The sequence below is a fragment of the Pseudoxanthomonas mexicana genome (assembly GCF_010093385.1).
Classification (GTDB): Bacteria; Pseudomonadota; Gammaproteobacteria; order Xanthomonadales; family Xanthomonadaceae; genus Pseudoxanthomonas_A; species Pseudoxanthomonas_A mexicana.
In genome coordinates this window covers 18,248-42,298 of record NZ_PDWV01000001.1, presented here as the reverse complement: position 1 = coordinate 42,298, position 24,051 = coordinate 18,248, and the positions used below count along the sequence as shown (strand labels likewise).

Annotated in this window: 20 protein-coding genes; 4 read left to right on the top strand and 16 right to left on the bottom strand. The window is 69.4% G+C overall.

Annotation, left to right across the window (positions count from 1 at the left end; all coding sequences use genetic code 11):
• Positions 1-82 precede the first annotated feature (82 nt).
• The 4 genes from glnE to CSC76_RS00170 form a co-directional block, all read right to left on the bottom strand.
• Positions 83-2,896 carry a bifunctional [glutamate--ammonia ligase]-adenylyl-L-tyrosine phosphorylase/[glutamate--ammonia-ligase] adenylyltransferase gene (gene glnE, locus CSC76_RS00185; protein ID WP_162108049.1) on the bottom strand — a complete coding sequence of 938 codons (2,814 nt, stop codon included), beginning with the start codon at positions 2,894-2,896 and terminating at the stop codon, positions 83-85.
• A gap of 189 nt (positions 2,897-3,085) precedes the next feature.
• Complete coding sequence (gene lipB / locus CSC76_RS00180) at positions 3,086-3,754, bottom strand: lipoyl(octanoyl) transferase LipB (RefSeq protein ID WP_162108048.1); 669 nt, start codon at positions 3,752-3,754, stop codon at positions 3,086-3,088.
• A complete protein-coding gene (locus tag CSC76_RS00175; protein WP_162108047.1) occupies positions 3,742-4,020 on the bottom strand; it encodes a DUF493 family protein in 279 nt (92 codons plus the stop codon). Before CSC76_RS00175 ends, lipB begins: the two co-directional genes overlap by 13 nt.
• 101 nt (positions 4,021-4,121) lie before the next feature.
• Positions 4,122-5,069 (bottom strand): CsgG/HfaB family protein, encoded by a 948-nt coding sequence (locus CSC76_RS00170; protein ID WP_162108046.1) that lies wholly within the window; start codon positions 5,067-5,069, stop codon positions 4,122-4,124.
• Between the two features lie 239 nt (positions 5,070-5,308).
• Between CSC76_RS00170 and CSC76_RS00165 the strand changes: the two genes are divergently transcribed.
• Positions 5,309-6,172, top strand: coding sequence for an EamA family transporter (locus CSC76_RS00165; protein ID WP_162108045.1), 864 nt, complete (start codon positions 5,309-5,311; stop codon positions 6,170-6,172).
• Positions 6,173-6,237: 65 nt separating this feature from the next.
• Here the strand turns inward: CSC76_RS00165 and CSC76_RS00160 are convergent, their stop codons facing one another.
• From CSC76_RS00160 to CSC76_RS00125, 8 genes are all read right to left on the bottom strand, one after another.
• Complete coding sequence (locus CSC76_RS00160; protein WP_162108044.1) at positions 6,238-7,437, bottom strand: D-alanyl-D-alanine carboxypeptidase family protein; 1,200 nt, start codon at positions 7,435-7,437, stop codon at positions 6,238-6,240.
• A gap of 121 nt (positions 7,438-7,558) precedes the next feature.
• Positions 7,559-8,740: a septal ring lytic transglycosylase RlpA family protein gene (locus CSC76_RS00155; protein WP_162108043.1), complete on the bottom strand. Its 1,182-nt coding sequence runs from the start codon at positions 8,738-8,740 to the stop codon at positions 7,559-7,561.
• Positions 8,737-9,876, bottom strand: a complete 1,140-nt coding sequence (gene mltB / locus CSC76_RS00150) for a lytic murein transglycosylase B (RefSeq protein ID WP_162108042.1) — start codon at positions 9,874-9,876, stop codon at positions 8,737-8,739. The genes CSC76_RS00155 and mltB overlap by 4 nt, the downstream gene beginning before the upstream one ends.
• A 61-nt stretch (positions 9,877-9,937) precedes the next feature.
• A complete protein-coding gene (rodA, locus tag CSC76_RS00145; RefSeq protein WP_162108041.1) occupies positions 9,938-11,074 on the bottom strand; it encodes a rod shape-determining protein RodA in 1,137 nt (378 codons plus the stop codon).
• Positions 11,071-13,260: a penicillin-binding protein 2 gene (mrdA, locus tag CSC76_RS00140; RefSeq protein WP_162108040.1), complete on the bottom strand. Its 2,190-nt coding sequence runs from the start codon at positions 13,258-13,260 to the stop codon at positions 11,071-11,073. The genes rodA and mrdA overlap by 4 nt, the downstream gene beginning before the upstream one ends.
• A 3-nt stretch (positions 13,261-13,263) precedes the next feature.
• On the bottom strand, positions 13,264-13,749 hold the full coding sequence (gene mreD / locus CSC76_RS00135) for a rod shape-determining protein MreD (protein ID WP_162108039.1): 486 nt from the start codon (positions 13,747-13,749) through the stop codon (positions 13,264-13,266).
• The gene (gene mreC / locus CSC76_RS00130; RefSeq protein WP_162108038.1) at positions 13,746-14,939 is read right to left on the bottom strand and encodes a rod shape-determining protein MreC; all 1,194 of its coding nucleotides are present in this window, start codon (positions 14,937-14,939) and stop codon (positions 13,746-13,748) included. The genes mreD and mreC overlap by 4 nt, the downstream gene beginning before the upstream one ends.
• A gap of 174 nt (positions 14,940-15,113) precedes the next feature.
• Positions 15,114-16,160, bottom strand: a complete 1,047-nt coding sequence (locus tag CSC76_RS00125) for a rod shape-determining protein (RefSeq protein ID WP_055937350.1) — start codon at positions 16,158-16,160, stop codon at positions 15,114-15,116.
• A gap of 315 nt (positions 16,161-16,475) precedes the next feature.
• Between CSC76_RS00125 and CSC76_RS00120 the strand changes: the two genes are divergently transcribed.
• Positions 16,476-17,408, top strand: a complete 933-nt coding sequence (locus tag CSC76_RS00120) for a carbohydrate kinase family protein (protein WP_162108037.1) — start codon at positions 16,476-16,478, stop codon at positions 17,406-17,408.
• Positions 17,409-17,551: 143 nt separating this feature from the next.
• Positions 17,552-18,994, top strand: a complete 1,443-nt coding sequence (locus CSC76_RS00115; protein ID WP_162108036.1) for a GGDEF domain-containing protein — start codon at positions 17,552-17,554, stop codon at positions 18,992-18,994.
• Positions 18,995-19,015: 21 nt separating this feature from the next.
• Here CSC76_RS00115 and CSC76_RS00110 read toward each other — a convergent pair whose 3' ends face one another.
• Complete coding sequence (locus CSC76_RS00110; protein ID WP_162108035.1) at positions 19,016-19,801, bottom strand: helix-turn-helix transcriptional regulator; 786 nt, start codon at positions 19,799-19,801, stop codon at positions 19,016-19,018.
• A 77-nt stretch (positions 19,802-19,878) separates the two neighbouring features.
• Between CSC76_RS00110 and CSC76_RS00105 the strand changes: the two genes are divergently transcribed.
• Complete coding sequence (locus CSC76_RS00105) at positions 19,879-20,322, top strand: hypothetical protein (RefSeq protein ID WP_162108034.1); 444 nt, start codon at positions 19,879-19,881, stop codon at positions 20,320-20,322.
• 32 nt (positions 20,323-20,354) lie between these two features.
• Here CSC76_RS00105 and CSC76_RS00100 read toward each other — a convergent pair whose 3' ends face one another.
• From CSC76_RS00100 to CSC76_RS00090, 3 genes are read right to left on the bottom strand one after another with little or no spacing between them, the layout of a single operon-like run.
• Positions 20,355-21,077 (bottom strand): hypothetical protein, encoded by a 723-nt coding sequence (locus CSC76_RS00100; protein WP_162108183.1) that lies wholly within the window; start codon positions 21,075-21,077, stop codon positions 20,355-20,357.
• A gap of 8 nt (positions 21,078-21,085) precedes the next feature.
• Entirely contained in the window at positions 21,086-22,063 is a 978-nt protein-coding gene (locus CSC76_RS00095) for an alpha/beta fold hydrolase (RefSeq protein WP_162108033.1), read from the bottom strand.
• 3 nt (positions 22,064-22,066) lie between these two features.
• On the bottom strand, positions 22,067-23,980 hold the full coding sequence (locus CSC76_RS00090) for a M1 family metallopeptidase (protein ID WP_162108032.1): 1,914 nt from the start codon (positions 23,978-23,980) through the stop codon (positions 22,067-22,069).
• Positions 23,981-24,051: the final 71 nt, after the last annotated feature.

Genomic DNA, 24,051 nt, shown 5'->3' with positions numbered 1-24,051 from the left:
TTTGCTCTGTATGCCGAATCAAGAGCATCGCGGGCATGGCCCGCTCCTACAGGGGATGACAGCGAGCAGTACCCACCCGCGCCTACGGCGTGTCGGACGGAAGGCCGTGCGCGAGGGTCGTCCGCATCACCACCGCGCGCGCCGTCGCCAGCGCCGCGTTCTCCCCCACCAGCCGCGGGCGCCGGTCCAGCGGGCAGGCCAGGCCCTCGGCAACGAACGTGGCGTGGACCGCATCCAGCGCGCTTGCTTCCTCCGCGGACAATGCGCCTTCGGTCGCCAGCGCGGCGATCAGGCCCGGCGTGGCGCGTGGCTGCAGCAGCGCCGGCTGCGCTTCCGCATCGCGCAGCACCAGGTACTGCAGCAGGAACTCCAGGTCGACCAGGCCTCCCGCGCCCTGCTTCAGGTCGAAGCGTGCGACGTCGCTGCGATCGAGTTCGGCGCGCATGCGGGCCCGCATCTTCACCACCTCGTCGCGCAACACGCCGCCTTCGCGCGAACGCGCCAGCGTCGTCGTGCGGATGTCCTCGAACGCCTGCAACAGCATGGCGTCGCCGGCCACGCCGCGCGCGCGCACCAGCGCCTGGTGTTCCCATGTCCATGCGCGCTCGCGCTGGTACTCGCGGAAGCTGGCCAGCGACGAGACCAGCAGACCCTTGGCGCCATCCGGGCGCAGGCGCACGTCCACGTCGTACAGCCGGCCCGCCGCGGTTACCGCGCCGAGCAGCGCGACGATCTTCTGCGCCAGCCGCGCATACCAGCGACCGGCCTCCATCGGGCGTGCGCCGTCGGATTCCGCCCCCGGCGGTGCATCGAACAGGAAGACGAGATCCAGGTCCGAACCGAAGCCGAGTTCCTCGCCGCCCAGGCTGCCGTAGCCGATCACCGCGAACCGCCCGCCGGCGACAACGCCATGGACAGACGCGACATCGCGCGTGGCGACCTGCACGACCACGCGGACCACTTCGTCGGCCAGCCACGCCAACTGGCGTACGCTGTCGCGCGCCGCCTGGCGACCGTCGAGCGCGGCCAGCGCCACGCGGAAGCTCAGCGCGAGCCGCCGTTCGTTCAGTACCCGCAGGCAGGTTTCCGGGTCGTCTTCCACCAGCGCCGCCTCGCATTCGATGCGCAGCTCGTCGCGGTCGGGCATCGGGCCGGAAACGCGGGTATCCAGCAGTTCGTCCAGCAGCAAGGGATACTGCGCCAACCGCTCGGACAGCAGCGCACTACGCGCCAGCACGTCGACCAGCCGGCCCAGCGCACTAGGTTGTTCGTCCAGCAGCGCCAGGTAGCTGGCGCGGCGCAGGATTGCCTGCAGCAGCGACAGTACGCGCCGCAATGCCGCATCCGGTTGCGACGACCGGGCGCAGGCATCGAGCAGGGCCGGCAGCACGCGGTCGAGCCGCGCACGCGACGCATCCGACAGCGCGCGCACGCCGCTGAACTGGGCGAACTCGCGCAGCGCACCATCGGCGCTGCCCGCATCGGCGAATCCGGACGCGGCCAGCGTTTCCACATCGCCGCCATCGGGCAGCGCCCGCCAGTACAGCGCCAACGCATCCGGCGCAGCGTCGCGCTGGCGCGGCGCGAGCAGTTCGGCGAACTCGGCCGACACCCGCGCGCGCTGCAGGTCCAATGCCACGCGAAGGCTGTCCCAGTCGGGATGATCCAGGCCGCGCGCGATGCGATGGCGCTCCAGCGCGTCCTCCGGCAGCGCATGCGTCTGCGCGTCGCGCAACATCTGCAGGCGGTTCTCCAGCCGGCGCAGGAATCGGTAGGCCTGCGCCAGCGCATCGCCCTCCTCTTCCGACATCTGCCGCGTAGCGACCAGCGCGGGCAAGGCCATGCGCAGCCTCCGCTCGCGCAGCGCGGCTTCGCGCCCGCCACGGATCAGCTGCAGGGCCTGCACCAGGAACTCGATTTCGCGGATGCCGCCGGGCCCCCGCTTGATGTCGTCGGCCAGCTCGCGGCGCGCGACCTCCGCGGCGATGGCGGCCTTCATCTCGCGCAGGCCGTCCAGCGCGGTGTAGTCCAGGTAGCGGCGGTAGACGAACGGCCGCAGCGACTCCAGCCAGCGCTCGCCCGCGTCGATGTCGCCAGCCACGGCACGTGCCTTCAGCCAGGCATAACGTTCCCAGTCGCGTCCTTCACGCTGGAAGTACTGGTCCATGCCGGCGAACGAAAGCGCCACCCGCCCGGCATTGCCGAACGGGCGCAGGCGCAGGTCGACGCGGTGGCAGAAGCCGTCGACGGTCGGCTCGTCCAGCAGCTTCGCCAGCCGCTGGCCCAGCCGCATGAAGTAATCCTCGGCGGCGAGCGGTCGCGCGCCGTCCGACTCCCCGCCCTGCGGATACGCGTAGACCAGATCGATGTCGGAGGAGAAGTTCAGTTCGCCGCCGCCCAGCTTGCCCAGACCGAACACCACCAGGCGCTGCACACTGCCATCGGTCGCGCGCACCACGCCATGGCGTTGCGCGAACTCGGCTTCCAGCGCGTCGAGTGCGGTCTGCAGGCAGACTTCCGCCAGGCGCGTGGTGCCCGCCAGCGTGTCGTCGACCGTGTCCAGGCCATGCACGTCGCGCCATACCAGGCGCGTGGATTCGGCCGCGCGATAGCGGCGAAGCAGCTCCGGCCATTGCGCGGCGTTGTCCGCGACCAACGCGGGCACCGGCCACGGCGCAGCGCCATCGTCGTGGAGCAGGGCTGCGAGAAGTTCGGGCTGCCGGCGCAATGTTTCCAGCGCGAAATCGCTGGTGGCGATCACGCGCGAAACACGTTCGATGGCGTGCGCGTCGGCCAGCATCGCATCCACGTTCACCGACGCGGCTCGCAAGCGCGCCAGTCCGCGTTCGGTCAGTGCTTCAAGCTCTGCATCGAGGGAGAGGGTCGCGTCGTTCATCGCGGCCGATTGTGGCATGGGCCAACGGCTTTTGTAGGAGCGACGTCAGTCGCGACGGCGGACCACGACTCGGCATTGAACCGTGGTCAGGATGCTTGTTGTCAGGGTGCATGCATTTGCACTCCCTCCACACGCGCCAGCAGGCCGGCCGTGCGGTCGCGACTGACATCGCTCCTACAACACGCTGGATCACGCCGCCTGCGACAGGTCCGGCAATGCGGCCTCGTGCCGCAGCGACAGGCCGAACTGGTCGGCCACGTGCTTCAGCAAGACCGACTTCACCTGGTCCATGCCGCCGGGACCGCCGAGGTCCGCCAGCGAGACCACCTGCAGGCCCTGGTAACCGCAGGGGTTGATGCGATGGAAGGGCTCCAGGTCCATGGCGATGTTGAAGGCCAGGCCATGGAACGTGCAGCCGCGACGCACGCGGATGCCGAGCGCGCCGATCTTGGCACCGGCCACGTAAACGCCGGGGGCGCCGTCCTTGCGATCGGCGTGGATGTTCCATTCGGCCAGCGTGTCGATCATCGCCTGCTCGATCCTGCAGACGTAGTCGCGCACGCCCACCTTCAGGCGCTTCAGGTCGAACAGCGGGTACGCCACGATCTGACCGGGCCCGTGATAGGTCACCTGCCCGCCGCGATCGACGTGCACCACCGGGATGTCGCCCGGCGCCAGCACGTGCTCGTCCTTGCCGGCCTGCCCGAGGGTGAACACCGGATCGTGCTCGACCAGCCACAGCTCGTCGACGGTGGCGTCGGTGCGCGCGTCGGTGAAGCGCTGCATCGCGCGCCACACCGGCTCATACGGCTGGCGACCCAGTTCGCGGACGATGCAAGGCGCGCTCACAGCGTCCACTTCACTTCCGGGTGATCGCGCAGCGACTGGTGGGCGGCGTCGTACTGGGCACGGTCTTCCGCGCGGAAGCGGATGCGCACCGACACGTACTTGCCGTTGGCCGAGTGCTTCCAGGTGATGTCCTCGTGCAGGACCTCCACGCCGGCCGATTCCAGCAGGCGCGGCAGTTCGGTCTCCAGCCCCGTGCCGGCCGTGCCCATCGCGCTGAGCTCGAAGGTGCCGGGGAACTGGAAGCCGTGTTCGGGGTTGTCGGATTTGATTTCCATGCGGGAATTATTGGGACGCCGGGCGCGAAAGCCAAGCCGCGGCCATTCCGGAACGACGAAGGGCCGCTTTCGCGGCCCTTCGTGCACATGCGACAGATGGCTCAGCGCGCCAGCTGCACCAGGCTGGACGAGACCCAGCCCTTGTTGCCCAGTTCGTCCTCGACTTCCCACATGACGCCCTCCTTGTTGCCGGTGGGGTACAGCATCATGCCGGGGTCCAGGTCGCGCACGGCCTTGCCGGTGCCCTTGGAGTTGGCGAACAGGCGGCCGGGCTTGGTCATCTCCACCGCCTGCTGGGCGTTCGACGCGGACGCGTTGCCGGACAGGCCACCCAGCTCAGTCACCAGGTTGGTGTAGGCCTGCAGGTAGGCCAGCGTGATGACCTGGCCGATCTCGGTGTTGGCGTAGCCGCTGGCGCCACCGCCGCCCCAATGGCTGCCGGTGAACAGGCTGCCGCCCGCGCCCCAGCCGATGTCGGTCTTCTTGGCGCTGCCCTCGGCCATGGCGACCTGCTCGGACGAACGCACGTCGGTGACCGTCAGCACCACGTCGGCGGTCTTCTTCTTGAAGTCCAGCCCGCCGACCACACGACCGACGTTGCCGCCCATCAGCCCGCCCAGCAGGCCGCTGATGGCGTTGCCGCCCGCGTTGCTGTTCTGCGAGATCAGGTCGGGCACCAGCACGTAGTCCGCCGCACGGATCTGGCCCTTGCCGATGTTGGAGCGGTTGCGCAGCTCGCCGCTGGCGGCCAGGTCGCGCTCGGCCATCGCCGCACCCATGCCCACGCCACGGTCCACCAGCGTGAAGCAGCGCGACTTGTTGACGAAGACCTTGATCAGCTTCGACGGTGCCGGCAGCTGCTGGCCGCTCCACCAGTTCACGCCGTCCTCCGGCTCGATCACCGAGATCGTGCCCAGCGGCTTGCTGCAGGTCGGGATTTCGGCCATCTGCTGCTTGCGCTGGTCCTGCGCGCTCTGGCGCTGGGCAAGCGCGGGCAACGTGGCCACGAGCGCCAGCATGCCGGCGGTGATACGTACGGTCTTGTTCATTCCCCTGCTCACTGAAGTCACTCCTTGAAAGGTTGTCGCTCCCGAAGCGGAAGCGTTCCATCGGCACGGGCGACCGCGGCGCGGATGCCGGTGTCCCCCGTGCGGATGATAGGCCATGGCGGCCGCCATGCTGGCAAGCACGGAAAATGCGAAACCAACAGGCCATCAGCCGCGTTCTCCCGGCAATAGGGCCACCGCCGGTTGCGCGATAATCGCCCGCCCCCTTGTCGAGCTGTGCCGTGGCCTACCTGCTCATCAGCGTCGCCTGCAGCGTGCTGGTCTCCGTGCTGCTCAAACTGATGCAGCGGCGCGGGATCGACACGGCCCAGGGCATCACCTGGAACTATCTGGCCGCCTCGCTGCTGTGCTTCGGCCTGCTGGACCCGCCGCTGGCGGCTCTCGGCCACGCGGACACGCCCTGGGCCGAACTGGGGCTGCTCGCACTGCTGCTGCCCGGCATCTTCCTGGCGCTGTCGGCCTCGGTGCGCGCCGCCGGCATCGTGCGCACCGACATCGCGCAACGGATGTCGCTGGTGCTGTCGCTGCTGGCCGCCTTCCTGTGGTTCGGCGAGCAGGCGAACGCGCTGCGCATCGCCGGACTGGTGCTTGGCGTGGTCGCGATCGCCTGCCTGGTGGCGCGGCCGGAACGCGGTCCGCGCGGCGGCGGATGGCAGGCCTGGGCGCTGCCGCTGGCGGTACTGGTCGGCTACGCGAGCGTGGACGTGCTGCTCAAGCGGCTGGCCGCGGCCGGCACGCCCTTCGCCGCCTCGCTGCAGGTGGCGTTCGTGGCCGCATTCACGGTGATGCTGTGCATGCAGGGAGCACGCGCCTGGCGTACGCGGGTCGCGTTAACGGGTGCCGCGCTCGGCGCCGGCCTGCTGCTGGGCACGCTGAACTTCGCCAACATCCTGTTCTACGTGAAAGCCCATCGCGCATTGCCGGACCATCCGGCGGTGGTGTTCTCGATGATGAACATCGGCGTGGTGGTGCTGGGCACGCTGGTGGGCGTGCTCGGTTTCGGCGAGCGCCTGGGCCGTCTCAACCTGCTGGCCATTCCGCTGGCGATCATCGCCATCGGCCTGATCGCCGCCGGCATCGGCTGACGCGCGAAACGAAGAAGCCGGCATGCGCCGGCTTCCTCATCTGCATTCTCATGGAACGGGGCGGATCACTCCGACTCCCACCACATCCAGAACGCATCCCACAGCCGCTTGAAGAAGCCGGCCTCCTCGATGGCGGTGATCGCCACCAGCGGCGACTCCGCCACGACCTTGCCGTCCAGCGTGACCTTCACCGTGCCGATGGCCTGGCCGGCGGCGATCGGCGCCACCAGCGTCTTGGGCACGTCCATGGTCGGCTTCAGGTCGTCGTAGCGGCCGCGCGGCACGCTGACCAGCATCGGCTGCGCGACGCCCAGTTGGACTTCCTTGGCCTTGCCCTTCCACACGCGCTGGGTGGCGATGGCCTTGCCCGGTTCGTACAGGCGGTGCGTTTCGTAGAAGCGGAAACCCCAGTTGAGCAGCGCCAGGCTGTCGTCGGCGCGCTGCTTCTCGGAGGTGGACCCCATCACCACGGCGATCAGGCGCTGGTCGCCACGCTTGGCCGAGCTCATCAGGCAGTAGCCCGCGGCGGAATGGTGGCCGGTCTTGATGCCGTCCACGCTTGCGTCGCGCCACAGCAGCAGGTTGCGGTTCGGCTGGGTGATGGCGCCGACCGTGAATTCCTTGATCTTGTTGTACGCGTACTGCTCGGGGTAGTCGCGGATGAAGGCCCGGCCCAGCAGCGCCAGGTCGTATGCCGTGGAGTAATGCTCCGGCGCGGACAGGCCGTGCGCATTGACGAAGTGCGAGCCCTTCATGCCGATCTGCGCGGCGTAGTTGTTCATCAGCGACGCGAAGGCTTCCTGGCTGCCCGCGGCATGTTCCGCCAGCGCGATGGCGGCGTCGTTGCCCGACTGCACGGCCATGCCCTTTTCCATGTCGATCAACGGCGCGGTCTTGTTGACGGCGAAGCCGCTGTAGCTGCCGTCGGTGCCGGCACCGCCCTCGCGCCAGGCGCGCTCGCTCATCATCACCTGGTCGTCGGGCTTGATCTTGCCGTTCTTCTGCTCGGCCGCCAGTACGTATGAGGTCATGACCTTGGTGATGCTGGCCGGCTCGACGCGCTGGGTGTAGTTCTCGCCCGCCAGCACCTGGCCGGTGATGTGGTCCATCAGCACCCACGCCGTGGCGGTGGGCTTGGGCGGCGGCGGGATCTCGACGGCGGGGGTCGCCGGCGCGGCGGACGCGGGGGTAGGCGCGGGCGTCTGGGCAATGGCTAGGCCCATGGCGGTGGTCGCGAGCGCGGCGAGAGCGAAACGGAACTTCATCGGCGGAAAACTCCTGGCAAGGCCGTGTGGGCCTGACGGTTCAAGGCGGATATTGTAGGGAGGCCGGCCGTGGCTGGGGTTGGAAAGACGTAAAAAAGGCCGGGAATACGCTGCGATCGGCTTATTCGCGGACGATCTGCGGACGACCGAAGCCCAGGCTGGCGATCCTGCCTGCCAGTGCTTCCGCCGAGGCCGCATCGGCCGCGCCCACCCGCAGGCGCCACAGCGGACGCGCCGCGCCGGGCACATCGCTGAGGCGTGCTTCGGCGATGCCCGCAGCGACCAGTCGCGCAAGTGCGCGATCGGCGTTGTCGCGGCTGGAGAAGCTGGCGACCTGCAGCTGCAGCGCTGGCGGCAGGGGCATGGACGCCGGGGCTGGCGCGGTCTCCCGTACCGGCGTGGCCGGTGCGGACAGGACGGCACTGGCGGTGGAGGACGCCATGGGCGTTGCCGACCTGCCCGATGCCACGCGCACGCCGTTGGCCTTCATCCAGGCCTCGAATCCGGCCGCGCTGGGCGTGTCGCCCGTCTTGGCCGGCACGTGGTAACGCGCCGCGTCCTTCGGCAGCGCGCCGACCAGCTGATCCATCGCCGACGGGGCGGCGGGCGCGGGTACGGGGGCCGGCGCCGCCGCCAGCGAGGCGCCATCGGGGGTCAGTGCGCGCACTTCCACCCGCCCGGTGCCGCGCTGGGTGATGCCCAGTTTCACCGCGGCGGCGTAGCTGAGGTCGATCACGCGCCCCTCGTGGAACGGACCGCGATCGTTCACGCGCACCACGACCGACTTGCCGTTGTCCAGGTTGGTGACCCGCGCGAAGCTGGGCAGCGGCAGCGACTTGTGCGCCGCGCTGTACGCGTACATGTCGTACACCTCCTGGTTGGAGGTGCGACGGCCATGGAACTTGTTGCCGTAGTACGACGCGGTGCCCTGCTCCACATAACCGTCGACGCGGTCCAGTACGCGGTACTGCTTGCCCAGCACCGAGTACGGCGACTTGTTGCCGACGCGCGAGCGCGGTTCGGCGGTGACCTGGGGCTCGCGGATGCAGTCCAGGTCTGGCAGGTGGTCAGGCGTGCTGTCCGCCACGCCGGGCTTGTACAGGCCGCCGGCGGTGTAGTGGCCGCGTGTGCTCGGATCTTCCTGTGCCGGCGCGTAGCGCGAACAGTCCTTGCCGGCGTCGGCACCGGAGGATGCGGTCGGCGGCGAGGCGGTGCCGCCGGTCGGTGGCGGCGGAGACTTCTTCGGCGCCGTGCTGCATGCGGCCAGCGCCATCGCCAGCAGCGGCAGGGCCAGCCGCTTCATGCCGGCGGGATCTCGCGGCCGGCGATGGCCTGCGACAGCTGGTGCACCGCCATCGCGTACATCTTCGAGTTGTTGTAGCGGGTGATGGCGTAGTAGTTCTGGAAGCCCAGCCAGTACTGCTTGCCGTCGGCGCCGTCCAGCTGCACCAGCGTGGCGGTGGCGTCGGGCGCCACCGGCTCCAGCGGGCGATAGCCCTTCTCGGCCAGCTGCGCCAGCGTGTAGTCGGGCGTCCACGTTTCCGGATTGAACTCGGCGAAGCCGTCCTGCAGCTGCGCACGGGCGACCACCGCACCGCCCGGCACCCAGCCGCCGCGCTCGCCGCCCTTCTTGCGGAAGTAGTTGGCGATCGAGGCGAAGATGTCCGGGTAGGTGGTGAACAGGTCGCGACGACCATCGCCGTTGCCGTCGACCGCGAACTCGCGGTAACTCGACGGCATGAACTGGCCCAACCCCATCGCCCCGGCATAGCTGCCGGTCAGCGTGGCGATGTCGAGCCGTTCCTCGCGACCCAGCGCGAACAGCTGCGCCAGTTCATCGCGGAAGAACTGCTCGCGGCGGTACTCGTAGGCGGCGCGCTCGGGATTGCCGCTGCGCGGATAGCGGAAGGCCAGCGTATACAGCGCATCCAGCGCCTTGTGCCGGCCCGTGAAGCCGCCGTAGTTGGTCTCCACGCCGATGATCGACACGATCACTTCCGCGGGTACGCCGTACTGCTGCTCGACGCGGGTGAGTTCGTCGCGATGCTCGGCGATGAACCTGCGGCCACCGTCGATGCGCGCCTGGGTGAGGAAGCCCACGCGATACTCGCTCCACGGCTTCACGCGTTCGGCGGGGCGCGACATCGCCGCGACCACGCTTTCGAGGAACTGCGCCTTGGCCAGCGTCGCTTCGATCTCGGCCGGGGCGATGCCGTACTTCGCCGCGGTGTCGCGCACGAACGGCGCACGCGCCGTGGGGAAGTCGACTGGCGCCAGCGCTTCGGGCGGCACCTCGGCGACGCGCTCCACCGAGGTCTCGGCGGGCGTCGTCGTTGCGGCGGCGGAAGGCGTCGCCGAAGAAGCCGGCGGCGGCGGTTGCGGAGTGGCGCAGGACGCAAGGGCCAGCACCAGCAGACAGGGAATTACGCGTCGCATCATCGGCGCGAGGGTAGCACGCGACTTTCCGCGCAGGGTGAACAGAGCACGTGCCGATGAGGCATCAATACCCATGCACAGGCCGATGCGCGCGCACCGCCATCACCAGGCCCAGGCCCGCCAGCAGCGACACCGCGGACGTGCCGCCGTAGCTGAGCAGCGGCATCGGCACGCCCACCACGGGCAGCAGGCCGGACACCATGCCGCCGTTGACGATCACGTAGACGAACAGCGCCATGCCCAACGTGCCGGCGAGCAGGCGCGAGTAGGTGTCGCGCGCATCCATCGCGATCCACAGGCAGCGCCCCACCACGAACAGGTACAGCAGCAACACGACGGCCACGCCCCCCCAGCCGAACTCCTCCGACAACACCGAGAAGATGAAGTCGGTGGTGTGTTCGGGCAGGTAATCCAGGTGCGACTGCGAGCCCTGGCCCCAGCCCTTGCCGGTCCAGCCGCCGCCGCCGATGGCGATCTTCGACTGCAGGATGTTCCATCCTGCACCGAGCGGATCGTTCTCCGGGTCGCGGAAGGTCAGGATGCGGTTCTGCTGGTATTCGCGCAGGAACGAGAACCACGAGATCGGGGCGAACATCACCAGCCCCACGGCGGTACCGCCGAGCAAGCCGGCGGTGATGAACCACCACCACGACAGGCCCGCCAGATACAGGCCGAACACCCCACTGGCCGCCACCAGCATGGCGGTACCGAAATCCGGCTGCAGCAGGATCAGCCCGGTCGGCAGGCCGATCAGCAGCGCCGCCACGATCGTCGTGCGCCAGCCCGGTGGCAGCGGCTCGCGATGCAGGTACCAGGCCAGCATCATCGGCAGCGCGATCTTCAGCAGCTCCGAGGGCTGCAGGTAGAAGAACTTCAGGTCGATCCAGTGCGCGCCATGCTTGCCGGTGCCGATGAACAGCACCAGCACCAGCGGCACCAGCGCCACCGCGAACACGCCGGGCGTCCATGCGCGCAGGCGCACCGGGGTGATCCGCGACAGCGCCCACATCGCCACCAGCCCCACGCCGAAGCGCACGCCCTGCGCCAACACCAGGTGCGAACCGAGTGCTTCGCCGCCCGCGCTGTACAGCACGGCCAGGCCGATCGCCATCAGCGCCAGCAGCGCGCCCAGCAACGGCCAGTCGAGCGTGCGCAGCAGGTGGCGCAGCAGATCGACGCCCCAGCGCAGGAGTTCGGTCATGCCGACCTCCTCGACGCAGAGGCGACTTCAAGCCCCTCTCCCTGCGGCGACCGAAGGAAGTCCCCGTGGGAGAGAGGGGGGGGGGAGAGGGGCAGGACAGGCGCGATGCCGGGGATAGAAGAGGAGCGCGGTGCGAGCGCGGTCGAGTTACTGGAGCTCGCACCCACACGACCTTCGTTAACCCTCACCCCAACCCCTCTCCCGGTGGGAGAGGGGCTAGTGCCCTGGCTCGGACTTGTGCCCGGCACCGGATTCGCAGGCGGCCGCGTCGGTGCGGCCGGTGTCGGCGCAGCGGGCGGGGTCGCTGGCGTAGTGCCGACGGGCACCCCTTCCTCGCCCTCCTTCTCCGGCATCTTCCCCAGCAGGTACGCGTCGAAGATCTTGCGCGCCATCGGCCCGGCGGTGCTGCCGCCGTAACCGCCGCCTTCCACCGCGATGGCGATGGCGATGGTCGGGTTGTCCGCCGGGGCGAAACCGACGAACAGCGAACGGTGGCGCAAATGCATGGGCAGGCTGCGTGGATCGACCGCGGCGGTGCCGCGCCGGCTGATCACCTGGGCGGTGCCGGTCTTGCCCGCCATCAGGTAGGGCGCGCCCAGCGCCACGCGCCAGCCGGTGCCGCCCGGCCGCATGGTGTCCTGCATGCCCTGGCGCACCACTTCGACATTCGCCGGGTTGGGACTGATCGGGACCGGTGGCGGCTGCGGCACCGGCTCCCACGGGCGATCGAAGCCCACGCGCGTCTGCGCCACCAGATGCGGCCGGCGCAATTGCCCGTCGGCCAGGCCGGCCGTGGCGCGCACCAGCTGCAGCGGGGTGACCTTCCAGTCGCCCTGGCCGATGGCCGCATTGACGGTGTCGCCCGGATACCAGCGCTCCCTGCGCGCCTTCAGCTTGGCCTGCGGCGACGGCAGGATGCCGCCGATCTCGCCACGCAGGTCGATGCCGGTGGGCTGGCCGAAGCCATAGTGCGCCATGTACTCGTCGAACTGGGCGATGCCCAGGTCCAGCGCCAGCCGGTAGTAATAGGTGTTCACCGACTGCGAGATCGCCTTGCGCAGGTCGGTCCCGCCGTGGCCGCGCCGGCTGGCATCGCCCCAGCCGCGGCGGGTGCCGGGCAGGTAGAACATGCCGGTGGACACCACCGTGTCCTCCGGCCTGCGCTTGCCGCTGTCCAGGCCCGCCAGCGCGATCAGCGGCTTCAGCGTCGACCCCGGCGCCACGCCGCCCAGCCCCAGCCGGTTGAACTGCGGCCGCGAGGGGTTTTCGTTGAGTATCCGGAAATCCTTGCTGGAGATGCCGTTGACGAACAGGTTGGGGTCGTAGCTGGGCAGGCTGACCATCGCCAGGATCTCGCCGGTGCGCGGATCCACCGCGATCGCCGAACCCTCCAGCTCGCCGAAAGCGTCGACGATCGCCTGCTGCAGCGTGGCATCCACGCTCAGCCGCAGGTCGGTGCCGGCCTGGGCGGGCACGCGGCCGACCACGCGCAGCGCGCGCCCTTCCACGTTGGTCTCGACCTTCTCGTAACCGATCTTCCCGCGCAGCTGTTCGTCGTAGTAGCGCTCCAGCCCGGTCTTGCCGATGTGGGTCAGCGCACTGTTGATCTCGCCCAGCTGCTCCAGGTCCTTTTCGTCCACGCGCCCCACGTAGCCGACGATGTGCGCGAACAGGTCGCCGTAGGGGTAGCGCCGGGTCAGGTAGGGCACCAGTTCCACGCCCGGGTAGCGCCAGCGGTCCACCGCGAAGCGCGCCATCTCCTCCTCGGACACGCGCAGCTTCAGCGTGATCGGGCGGAAACCGCGCGAGGTCTTGCGCGTGGCCTCGAAGCGTTCGACGTCCTCGGGCGAGAGCGCGATGATCCTGCCCAGGTCGGCGACCAGTTTCGCCGGGTCCTTCACCTTGTCGGGGGTGACGTCCAGCCGGAACGCGGGCACGTTCTCCGCCAGCAGCCTGCCGTTGCGGTCGTAGATGGTGCCGCGGCCGGGCACCACCGGGCGTGGCCGGATGCGGTTGGCTTCCGAGCGCGTCGCGTAGTCGTCGTGGTCGATCACCTGCAGCTTGAAGTACCAGGCCGCCAGCGCGACCAGGCAGGCGCCGACCACGGCGAAGCCGATCACCGCGCGACGACGGAACTGGTCCGCCTCGGCATGCGGATTCTTGCCCCTTCGGCGCAGGCCCGCCATCGCTCAGCCCCGCTTGCGGCGACCGAGCCGCAGCGCATCCATCAACACGAACAGCGGGGGCCAGAACAGCATGCCCAGCACCGGCGCCCACCAGTAAGGCCAAGGCAGTGTCGGCTCGCCCAGCGCCAGATGCACCACCGTGGTCACGATGCGGTCGTTGAGCAGCAGGCCGCCGATGGCCAGTGCCTGCTGCGAGACCGGAAAGAAGCGCAGGCGCGCACGGAAGCGCTGCACGATGAAGGCCATGATCAGCAACCGCAGGGCCTGTTCGCCCAGCAGCGTGCCGAACATCAGGTCCGCCACCAGCCCCACCACCACCGCCAGGCCCAGCCCGGCGTTGTCCGGCGCTTCGATCACCCAGTACGCCAGCACCAGCGCCAGCCAGTACGGGCGCAGCGGCTGCAGCAGGTCGGGCAACGGCAACAGGCCCAGCAGCAGCGCGACGATGAAGCTGAGCGGCATCAGCCAGCCGGTGCGCGCGCGGCTCATCGCTGGGGCTCCTGCGTGGTCGGGCGGGGCGAAGGCCGAGCTCCGCGGTTGAGCCCCTCTGCGGTGGCGGGCGCACCGCCGTTGAGCCCCTCTCCCCTCGGGAGAGGGGTTGGGGTGAGGGTCGGGGCGTTCGCGGGGCGCGGAGCTTGCGGGGAAACAGTGGCAGGCGCGGATACGCTGGGGTTGCCCACGCCATTTCCGCCTTCGTTGCCCCTCTCCCCAACCCCTCTCCCGACGGGAGAGGGGCCTTGAGTCGTCGGCGCGGCAGGCGACTGCGTTTGGGCAGCCTGGGGAGGAGTGGCAGCCTCAGGCAAGAAGCGCGACGGATCCGCCGGCGGCAGCGGCTGCGGCGGCGCGGACTTCAGCAGCAGGACGTCGCGGCCGCGGTCCAGGCGCGCGGCCGGGGTCACGTCGCCGACGAGGAACGCATGGCTGTCGTCGGGCCGCAGCGCGGCCACCTTGCCGACCGGGAAGCCGGCCGGAAACCGCCCACCCAGGCCCGAGGTCACCAGCATGTCGCCGACCTGCACACCGCTGTTGAGCGGCACGTCGGCCAGCTCCAGCAGGTCGCTGCGCCCGCGCCCATAGACGATCAGGCGCACGCCGTTGCGCGCCACCACCACGGGCACGGCATGGTCGGGGTCGGTGAGCAGCAGGACGGTGGCATGGGCCGGGGTGGTTTCGATGATCTGGCCCATCAGGCCACCGGCATCGATCACCGCCTGCCCGATCGTGGCGCCTGCGCGGCTGCCCGCATCCAGCACCAGGCGCTGGCGGCCCGGCGCCAGGTCAATGTCCAGGATGGGCGCGAGCTGCACCTCCAGCCCGCGCGCGGTCTTGACCCCCAGCAGGGCGCGGAGCTGGGCATTGTCCGCCGCCGCGGTCTGCAGACGGGCCAGCCGCGCATTGGCCACCAGCATCTCGTTGCGCAGGCGCCTGTTCTCCTCGATCAGCCCGGTGCGGGTGGCGGCATCATCCTGCACGCGCGTGGTCAGCCGTCCGGGCAGGCCGGCCAGCCACCACAGGGGCTGCGTCACCACGTTGGCCTGCGCGCGCACCTGCGAGAGCCAGCCACCGCGATGATCCAGGATCACCAGGGCGATGGTCAGCGCCAGATAGGCCAGCAGCCGCAAGGTGCTGGCGACTTCGCCGGGACGGGAGGCAACGGGAGGGCCGGCGTAGGAAGGCACGGGCGGACGATCAGGTGCGGGAACGGGGAACAGGGAACGGGGAATGCCCCATTCCTGTCGATGGCGTGGTGCTGGGCCGGCCGCCGAACGGCGACCGGTTCGATCCCGGGAGACGCGGAAACGGATACCAGGCGCGAACCTGCACTCCCTGTTCCCCGTTCCCGGTTACCCGCCTCATTCCGGCGCGAAGAACTCGTTGCCGTGCATGTCGACCAGTTCCAGCGCACGGCCACCACCACGCGCCACGCAGGTCAGCGGATCGTCGGCGACCTGCACGTGCAGGCCGGTTTCCTCGCTGATCAGGCGGTCCAGGTCGCGCAGCAGCGCGCCACCACCGGTCAGCACGATGCCGCGCTCGGCGACGTCGGCGCACAGCTCCGGCGGGGTCTGTTCCAGGGCCAGCTTGACCGCGCTGACGATGCCGGACAGCGGTTCGTGCAGGGCTTCCAGCACTTCGTTGGAATTGATCTTGATCATCTTCGGCACGCCCTCGGCGAGGTTGCGGCCGGAGATTTCCATCTCCTGCACCTCGGCCTGCGGGTAGGCGCAGCCGATCTCCAGCTTGATGCGCTCGGCCGTGGCTTCACCGATCAGCATGCCGTGGTTGCGGCGCACGTAGTTGGTGATGAACTCGTCGAAGCGGTCGCCGCCGATGCGGACCGACTGCGAGTAGACGATGCCGTTCAGCGAGATCACCGCCACCTCGGTGGTGCCGCCGCCGATGTCGATGACCATCGAACCGCGCGCCTCGGTCACCGGCATGCCGGCGCCGATGGCGGCCGCCATGGGCTCCTCGATCAGGTAGACGTCGCGGGCGCCGGCCTCCTCGGCCGATTCCTTGATGGCGCGGCGCTCGACCTGGGTGGAGCCGGCCGGTACGCACACCAGCACGCGCGGGCTGGGGCGCAGGAAGCGCGACTTGTGCACCTTCTTGATGAAGTACTTCAGCATCGCCTCGGTGTAGGTGAAGTCGGCGATCACGCCGTCCTTCATCGGGCGGATGGTGGTGATGTGGCCCGGGGTGCGGCCCAGCATCTGCTTGGCCTCCGCGCCGACCGCCGCGACCGAACGCGAACCGCCGATGGCGCGATCCTGGCGCACCGCCACCACCGAGGGCTCGTTCAGCACGATCCCCTGCCCGCGCACGTAGATCAGGGTATTGGCCGTGCCCAGGTCGATGGACAGGTCGTTGGAGAACATGCCGCGGAGCTTCTTGAACATCGGGGGACGGGTTCCTGCTGGGGGCGGATCGCCTTGAAATGGCGATTTTTTGGGCAAAAAACGAAGTCAGCTAGCCTAACAATCCGGCATGGTGCGGGCAAGGAAAAATCTCGTGAATCCCCGGCGAAAACCGCTGTCCACGTCGCCTGTCCGCGCGCATGCCCCCGGCGATCGCGCGGCCGCCATCGCCCGGGCAAGGCTGGTCGGCACCGGCCCCAGCCGGTAACCTTCGCACCGGCGCGCCGGGAATGGGGCGCACGTCCCGATTTTCCTGCGGCCCGGGGCGGCCGCACCCGCCTCCAGCCGAGTCTGCCGATGTCCGCACTGATCTGTGGTTCCCTTGCCTACGACACCATCATGGTGTTCCCGGACCAGTTCAAGAACCACATCCTGCCGGACAAGGTGCACATCCTGAACGTGTCGTTCCTGGTGCCGCGCATGCGCCGCGAGTTCGGCGGCTGCGCCGGCAACATCGCCTACAACCTCAAGCTGCTGGGCGGCGACCCGGTCCCGATGGCCACGGTGGGCCAGGATTTCGGCCCCTACCGCGAGCACTTCGTCGAACAGGGCATCAACCTGTCCCAGGTGAAGGTGATCGACGAACTGTTCACCCCGCAGGCCTTCATCACCACCGACCACGACAACAACCAGATCCCCGCCTTCCATCCGGGCGCGATGATGCGCAGCTACGAGAACCACGTGAAGGACGTGCCCGGCGTGAGCTTCGGCATCGTCAGTCCCGACGGGCGCGAGGGCATGCTGCAGAACGCGGCCGAGTTCGCCGAGGCGGGGATCCCCTTCATCTTCGACCCGGGCCAGGCCATGCCGCTGTTCAACGGCGAGGAGCTGCGCCATTTCATCGAGCTGACCGACTACGTGACGGTCAACGACTACGAGTCGAACCTGCTGCAGGAGCGCACCGGCTGGAGCGAGGCCGACATCGTCAAGCGGGTGAAGGCCTACATCACCACGCGCGGCCCGCACGGCTCGCAGATCCACACGCCAGAGAAGACCTACGACATCCCGCCGGCGCACGAGCGCCGCGTGACCGATCCCACCGGCTGCGGCGACGCCTTCCGCGCCGGCCTGATCTACGGCATCGAGAAGGGCTACGACTGGCTGACCATCGGCCGCATGGGCAACCTGATGGGCGCATTGAAGGTCGAACATCCGGGCACGCAGAACCAGCGCTTCGATTTCGACGAGTTCAACGAACAGTTCAAGCAGCAGTTCGGCTACGCACTGTAAATGTGAGTCGAGAGGTGCGGCCGGCGATGTCCTGTCCGGCTGCCGTTCGGCGAGCGCCCCCCGCTCGGCTTTGTGACGTAAGGTAACTCCGGGGGATCGGCCCGGAGGCCTGCCCCGCGCAGTCGGCAACAGGCAGGGGCAACATGGTCGCGCAGCATCCGCACTCCACTCCGCAGCACTTCCGCGCGTCTACGCTCGCGACCGCACGCCAACTCCTCCTGCAGGCGCTGCTCGTGGCGGGCGTGGTCTTCCTCGCCAGCGGCCTGGGCATCCTGACCCGCCCCGAATCCCAGCTGGCCACGTTCTGGCCCACCAATGCCCTGCTGCTGGGCCTGTTCGCACGCCGCCCCGCGTTGGCCTCGCCGGCCGGCTGGGCCGCGGCCGCGCTGGGCTACGTCGCCGCCGACCTGCTGACGGGCACTTCGCTGCCCACCACGCTGCGGCTCACCGCTGCCAACCTGGCCGGCGTGCTGGCCGGCTATCTGGTATTCCGGCACCTGCGCGAGGAAGACCGCCGCCTGCTGCACCCGCTGTCGATGCTGTGGGTCCTGGCGGCATCGGCCGCTGCGGCGGTCTGCACCAGCCTGGTCGGCAGCCTGACCTCGCATGCGTTGATGCGGATGGGGTTCCTGACCGCCAGCGGCTTCTGGTTCTCCGCCGAACTGGTCAGCTACGTCGCCTTGCTGCCCGTGATCTTGCTGGCGCCATCGCCAGCCGGCGCCTGGCGAGAAGTCCGCGCCGGGCTTGCGCGTGCCCGGAAACGTCCACGCGTGCTCATGCCGCTTACCGCGCTTGCACTGGCCCTCGTGTTGGGGGTGGCGGTCGGCGGCCCGGGCGCCATCGCCTTCCCGGTGCCGGCACTGTTGTGGTGCGCGCTCGCCTACCGCCTGTTCACCACCGCGCTCGTCACCGCGTTGCTGTGCATGTGGACGCTGATCGCCATCGCCCACGGCATCATCGACTTGGGGCTGCCGGACCAGAGCGCGCACCCTGTGATTTCGCTGCGCATGGGCATGGCGCTGCTGGCGGTGGCGCCGCTTACCGTGGCCAGCGTGAACGCGGCCCGCAACCGGTTGCTGGCCACCCTGAACCATGCCGCAGACCACGACCCACTGACTGGCGTGCTCAACCGCAGCGCCTTCCTGCGGCGCGGCCTGGAGCTGGCGGAACACATGCAGCGGACCGGCGGCACGGTGGTGGCGATGATGCTGGACATCGACCACTTCAAATCGGTCAACGACCGTCACGGCCACGCCGCGGGCGACGCGGTGCTGACGACGTTCGCCGGCCGGATGCGCGATCATCTGCGCGAGGATGGCCTGTTCGGGCGATTCGGCGGCGAAGAGTTCGCCGTGCTGCTCACGGGCGTGGACGCCGCAGCCGCCCTCGTCGTCGCGGAACGACTGCGCCTGCTGGCCAGCGAGCTCATTCCTCTCGAGGATGGCCGCCTGCTGGACATCACCGTCAGCATCGGGGTGGCGTCGGCGCCCGCACGGATGACCGGGCTGGAACAGTTGCTCAGCCAGGCCGATGTCGCGCTGTACCGCGCGAAGGCGATGGGGCGGAACCGGGTGGTCGGCGCATGAGCTGACCGGCGCCGCGTGCGCTCAGGCCTGCGCCATCGCATGCAGCAGGGCCGCGGTGCCCGGGTCGGCCGGAAAGAAGGACTCGATCGCGAGTTCGGCCAGGGTCACGTCGTTGGGTGTTCCGAACACGGTCGTCGTGCCGAGGAACGACAGCGCCTGGCCATCGGGACCGCGCAGCTGCAGGGGCACGATGATCGCCTCCGCCGCGCCGGGGTCCTCGGCCTCGCCACCGGGATACGCCGCCAGTTCTTTCCGCAAGTCGTCCAGCACGGGGTCCTGGGTTGCCTCGTGCTGATGCTGCAGACGCTCGAGGATGTGCGCGCGCCACTGCGGCAGGTTGGCGATGCGCGAGGACAGGCCATCCGGATGCAGGCTCGCACGCAGGACATTCGGGACGGGCGCGAGCAGCGCTTCCGGCAGGCCTGCCATCAACCGCTGCGCGGCGGCGTTGGCCGTCACCAGGTTCCAGTGCCGGTCGATCGCCAGCGCCGGGTACGGCTCATGCGCCGCCAGGAGGCGCTCGATGGCCTCGCGCGCGACCTGGAGTGCCTGCTCGTCCCAGCGGTGCTCGCGGTACATCGGCGCGAAACCCGCGGACACCAGCATGCGGTTGCGCTCGCGCAGCGGCATGTCCAGCACGGCTCCCAGCCGCATCAGCAGCGCGCGGCTGGGCAGCGAACGATGGGTTTCCAGGAAGCTCACGGGCCGCGTTGAGCCGCCCGCCGCATCGGCCAGGTCGAGTTGCGTCAGGCGGCGGCGCTGGCGCCAGTCACGCAGCAGGTGGCCGAAGGGCGTGGCGGTGTCCATGCAGCGACCTTAGCACCCGCCCTTCACTGCCCGCTTTACCCACGGGGTAATCGACGGCATGCAGATGCATGCCGACCATGACGCCCACCCTGACGACACGAGGCACCACCATGAATCCGCATCCTGCCCCCGACCCCCGCCTGCGCACGCTCATCCGCTGGGATGTCGCCATGACCCTGCCCGTCGGCCTTGCGATGGCCCTGCTGGCGGCACCGCTGGCCGCCGTCACCGGCGTGCCCGAGATGCTGCTGCGCAGCGTCGGCCTGGCGTTGCTGCCCTATGTGGCGTGGCTGCTCTGGCTGGCGCGCCGGCCATCCGTCCCGCGAGGCACGGCGTGGACGATGGTGGCGATCAATGCGCTCTACGCGATCGAATGCGTGCTGTTGCCGCTGCTGGGCTGGATCGCCCCGAATGCCCTGGGATGGGCCTTCCTGCTGGTGCAGGCGGTGGGGGTGGGCAGCTTCGCGCTGCTCGGCCCGCGCGTCCTGCGCGCGCCGGTGCAGCGGGCCGCCATGCACTGATCCCGACGCGTCGCCCCCTTACCGTGGCCGGGTCACCCCCCGGCCCTCTGCTTGCCATCCAACCCGCCCGTCTCGAACACGGCCTTGTGCGTGCTGCCGTCCTTCACAGGGAACTCGATCTCCAGCACCTTGCTCTCGCGCGCCAGGCGCCAGAGCGCCTTGTGGTCGTCGATGAACATCGCGGTGGCCTCGTCGGTGTCCGGCCGGTTGGCCGACATCCGCTTCGGCGTACCGCCATCGGCGATCACGGTCACCTGGCAGCGGCGGTAGCACGCCTTCGCGAAGTCGCTGGCCTGCAGCACCAGATAGCTGCTGCGCTTCCACTTGGGATGGTCGCGGAACACCAGTTGCACCGGCTTGGCGCCGGTGCCGTCCACGTCCACGGGGTCCTTGCTGAGGATCGCGGCCGAGCGCTGCGTGCCGCCGTCGGCGGAAACCTGGGCATAGTCCCACAGCGATTCCATCCGGCGCAGCTCGCGCGCCGCCTCGGCCTTGGCCTTGACCTCCTGCAGCCCGGGCCCGATGCGCCTGGCGGCGGCGCTGTCCGGATACTGGTCGAGCAGGGCGACGCCGTGGATGCGCGCCATGTCCCAGTCGTTGGAGGCCAGCGCGCTGTCGTACTTCTTCGCCACTTCGTCGGCCTGCTGCTCGATGGCGGCGGCTTGGGCGGCGGCCTGCGCCGCGCGCTCGGCCTCGCGGTCGCCACAGGCGGCGACGGCCACGGCGCAGGCGAAGGCGAGCAGTAGGGGCTTGATCGTGTGCTTCATCGGGGTGTACCTCGCTGGATCAACAGGGCGACCGCGGCCGCCACGTCGTCGGGTTTTTCCATGATGGACATGTGGCCGCACCCATCCAGTGAAACCTGGATCGCCTGCGGCATCTGCCGGGCGTACAGCGCCATCGCGCTGGGATCGATCACGCGGTCCTGCCGGCACCACAGCAGCAGTGCCGGCTGCCGGATCGCGGCGGCCATCTCGCCGGGCAGGAAGCGCTCCCCGCCGCGACCGATACGGTCCAGCACCTGCTGCTCGAACGGCGCCTGCGCGATGCGCCAGTCGATCACCGCCCGCGAGGCGGGCCAGGGGATGGCGGGCTGCACGCTGCGATCGTGGAAGACGGTATCCAGATACCGCTGCAGCGAGGCCGCGTCGTCCACTGCGAAGGGATTCTCCCCGGCCAGCACGTCGATGCCGAAACGGTTGTCGCGGAAGCGCACGCCGGCCGCATCGATCAGGCCAACGCGCGCCACCAGATGCGGATGCCGCGCCGCCGCGACCGCGACGATGCCGCCTCCCATCGAATGGCCCAGCAGGACGATGGGGCTGCCCTCGCGGCGGACGCGCTGCAGGAACTGCGCCAGGCGGTCGGCCTGTGCGCCGAAGCCATAATCGGCGCCCTCGATGCGCTGGCTTTCGCCCCAGCCCGGCAGGTCGGGGATCACCAGCCGGTAGTGCCCCCCCAGCCGCTCGGCCAGCGGGTACCAGTTTTCCTTGCTGCCGGTGAAGCCGTGCACCATCACCACGGTAGGCGCCGCGGGATCGGCCGCCTCGCGCTCGTCGTAGACCCACCGGTGGTCTCCGACCACCAGGCGTTGCTCCCACAGCCCGATCCACCACCCCTGCAGCGCCATGCCGGCGCGCACCGGCGCCATAGGCTCGCGCCAGATCCACGCGGCGATCGCGCAGACAAGAACGGCCGCCACCAGGGCGACCGTCCTTGCGCGGGTCGGGCGGACCGCCATGCCTTACTGGCCCGCCGACGCCTTGGCCAGCACGGCCTCGACCGAACCGGTCGTGATCGGGTGGTAACCGGGCTTGGCGCGGGCGAAGGTTTCCTGCGCGAAGGCCAGGCCGTCCGGCGTCTTCACCAGTTCCTCGTAGATCGGCATGATCAGCTTGCGACGGCCGACGCGCTCGATGAACTTCGCGATCTCCGGCCGCGCGTCCACGTAACCGCTGCGAATCGTCAGCGGATACCAGCGCATGGCGATCTCGCCATTGGCGGTGCCGGTGAAGTGGTAGGCGTCATCCAGCTGCTTGACCTGTTCGACGGTCAGCTTGTCGCCCATGCCTTCGATGAAATGCACCCACTGCTGGGTGATCCAGGCATCGGTCAGCTGCGGGTTGGGCAGCTGGCCGCTGCCCTGCCAGGCGATGCGCGCGGTGTCGGTGTTGGAGAAGCCGCGCGACTGCACCTGCGGCGCGCCAGCGGGAATACCCGGCGCGTAGATCCATTCCTGGATCTCCGCGTCGCTGACCAGGTTGGGGTGCTTGTCGAACAGGTGCTTCTTGGCGTACGCCAGGAACTGCTCGGTGGTGATGCTCTGGAAGGCGAAGTGGTCGAAGTAGCCGCGCAGGAAGGCGTCGAACTCCTGGCGACCGAAGCGTTCCTCCAGCATCTGCAGGAACCAGGCGCCCTTGTCGTACGACACGGCGCTGAGCGCGTCGTCGGCATCCAGCTTCGTGCCCGGCTTCACCGCCAGCGCCTGGGTGGCCTCCGGCATGGTGGCGATTTCCTTCTTCAGCGCGTTGCGCGCGATCGCGTACTCCATGCTGGACTGTTCCTTGCCATACAGGGATTCGACGATGCGGTTCTCCACGTAGCTGGTGAAGCCCTCGTTGAGCCAGCCGTGCTTGGCGCTGGAGAAGGTCACCAGGTTGCCCGACCAGCTGTGTGCCAGCTCGTGCGCGATCAGCGAGACCAGCGTCTTGTCGCCGACGATCACGGTGGGCGTGATGAAGCTCAGGCGCGGGTTCTCCATGCCGCCGTAGGGGAACGACGGCGGCAGCACCAGCATGTCGTAGCGGTCCCAGCGGTAGGGGCCGTACAGCTGCTCGGTGGTGGCGATCATCTTCTCGGTGTCTTCGAACTCCTTCGTCGCCTTGTCGACCATCGCCGGCTCGGCCCACACGCCGCTACGCGCGGAGATCGGCTTGAACACCAGGTCGCCGGCGGCGATCGCCATCAGGTACGACGGGATCTTCTGCGGCATCTTGAAGCTGTAATCGCCGTCGCGCGCGGCCGCCGGATCGTTGTCGGCGCTCATCAGCACCATCACGTCCGGGCGCGAGGTCACGTGCGCGGTGTAGGTGTAGCGCACCTGCGGCGTGTCCTGCAGCGGCACCCAGCTGCGCGCGTGGATCTGCTGCGACTGGCTGAACATGAAGGGCAGCTGCTTGCCTTCGGTCATCTCCGGGGTCAGCCACTGCAGGCCCGAGGCCTCCGGCGAACTCGTGTAGGTGACGCGGACCTTGGCGTTGCGGGCCGGCGTCTCGATGGTCAGCTTGCTGCCCAGCACCGGGTCCTTGGCGGCCAGCGCGTACTGCAGCGGCGACCAGGCGCCATTGGCCTCGCCTTCCACCTTGGAGATGGTCAGGTCGCGCGTGTCCAGCACCAGCTGGGTGGCGGCCTTGTCCTTCCAGTCCAGGGTGTAGGTCGCGGTGCCGCCGATGGTCTTGGCGTCGAAATCGACCGCGATGTCCAGCGCCAGGTCGGCGATGGCGACTTTCTGCGGCTCGGCGTAGGAATGCTCGTCGCGGTCGGCGACCTGGGCGACGGCGGGTTTCTTGGGCGCGGCCACGGGGGTGGACTCGGGTTCCTTGGAGCACCCGGCCGCCAGCACGGCGGCGCAGGACAACAGCAAAGCCAGTGAACGCATCAGGGGACTTCCAGCGATCGGGGGAAGCGCCCAGTTTACCCCGCCGGGCGGAGGCCCGCGTCCGTTCGGCG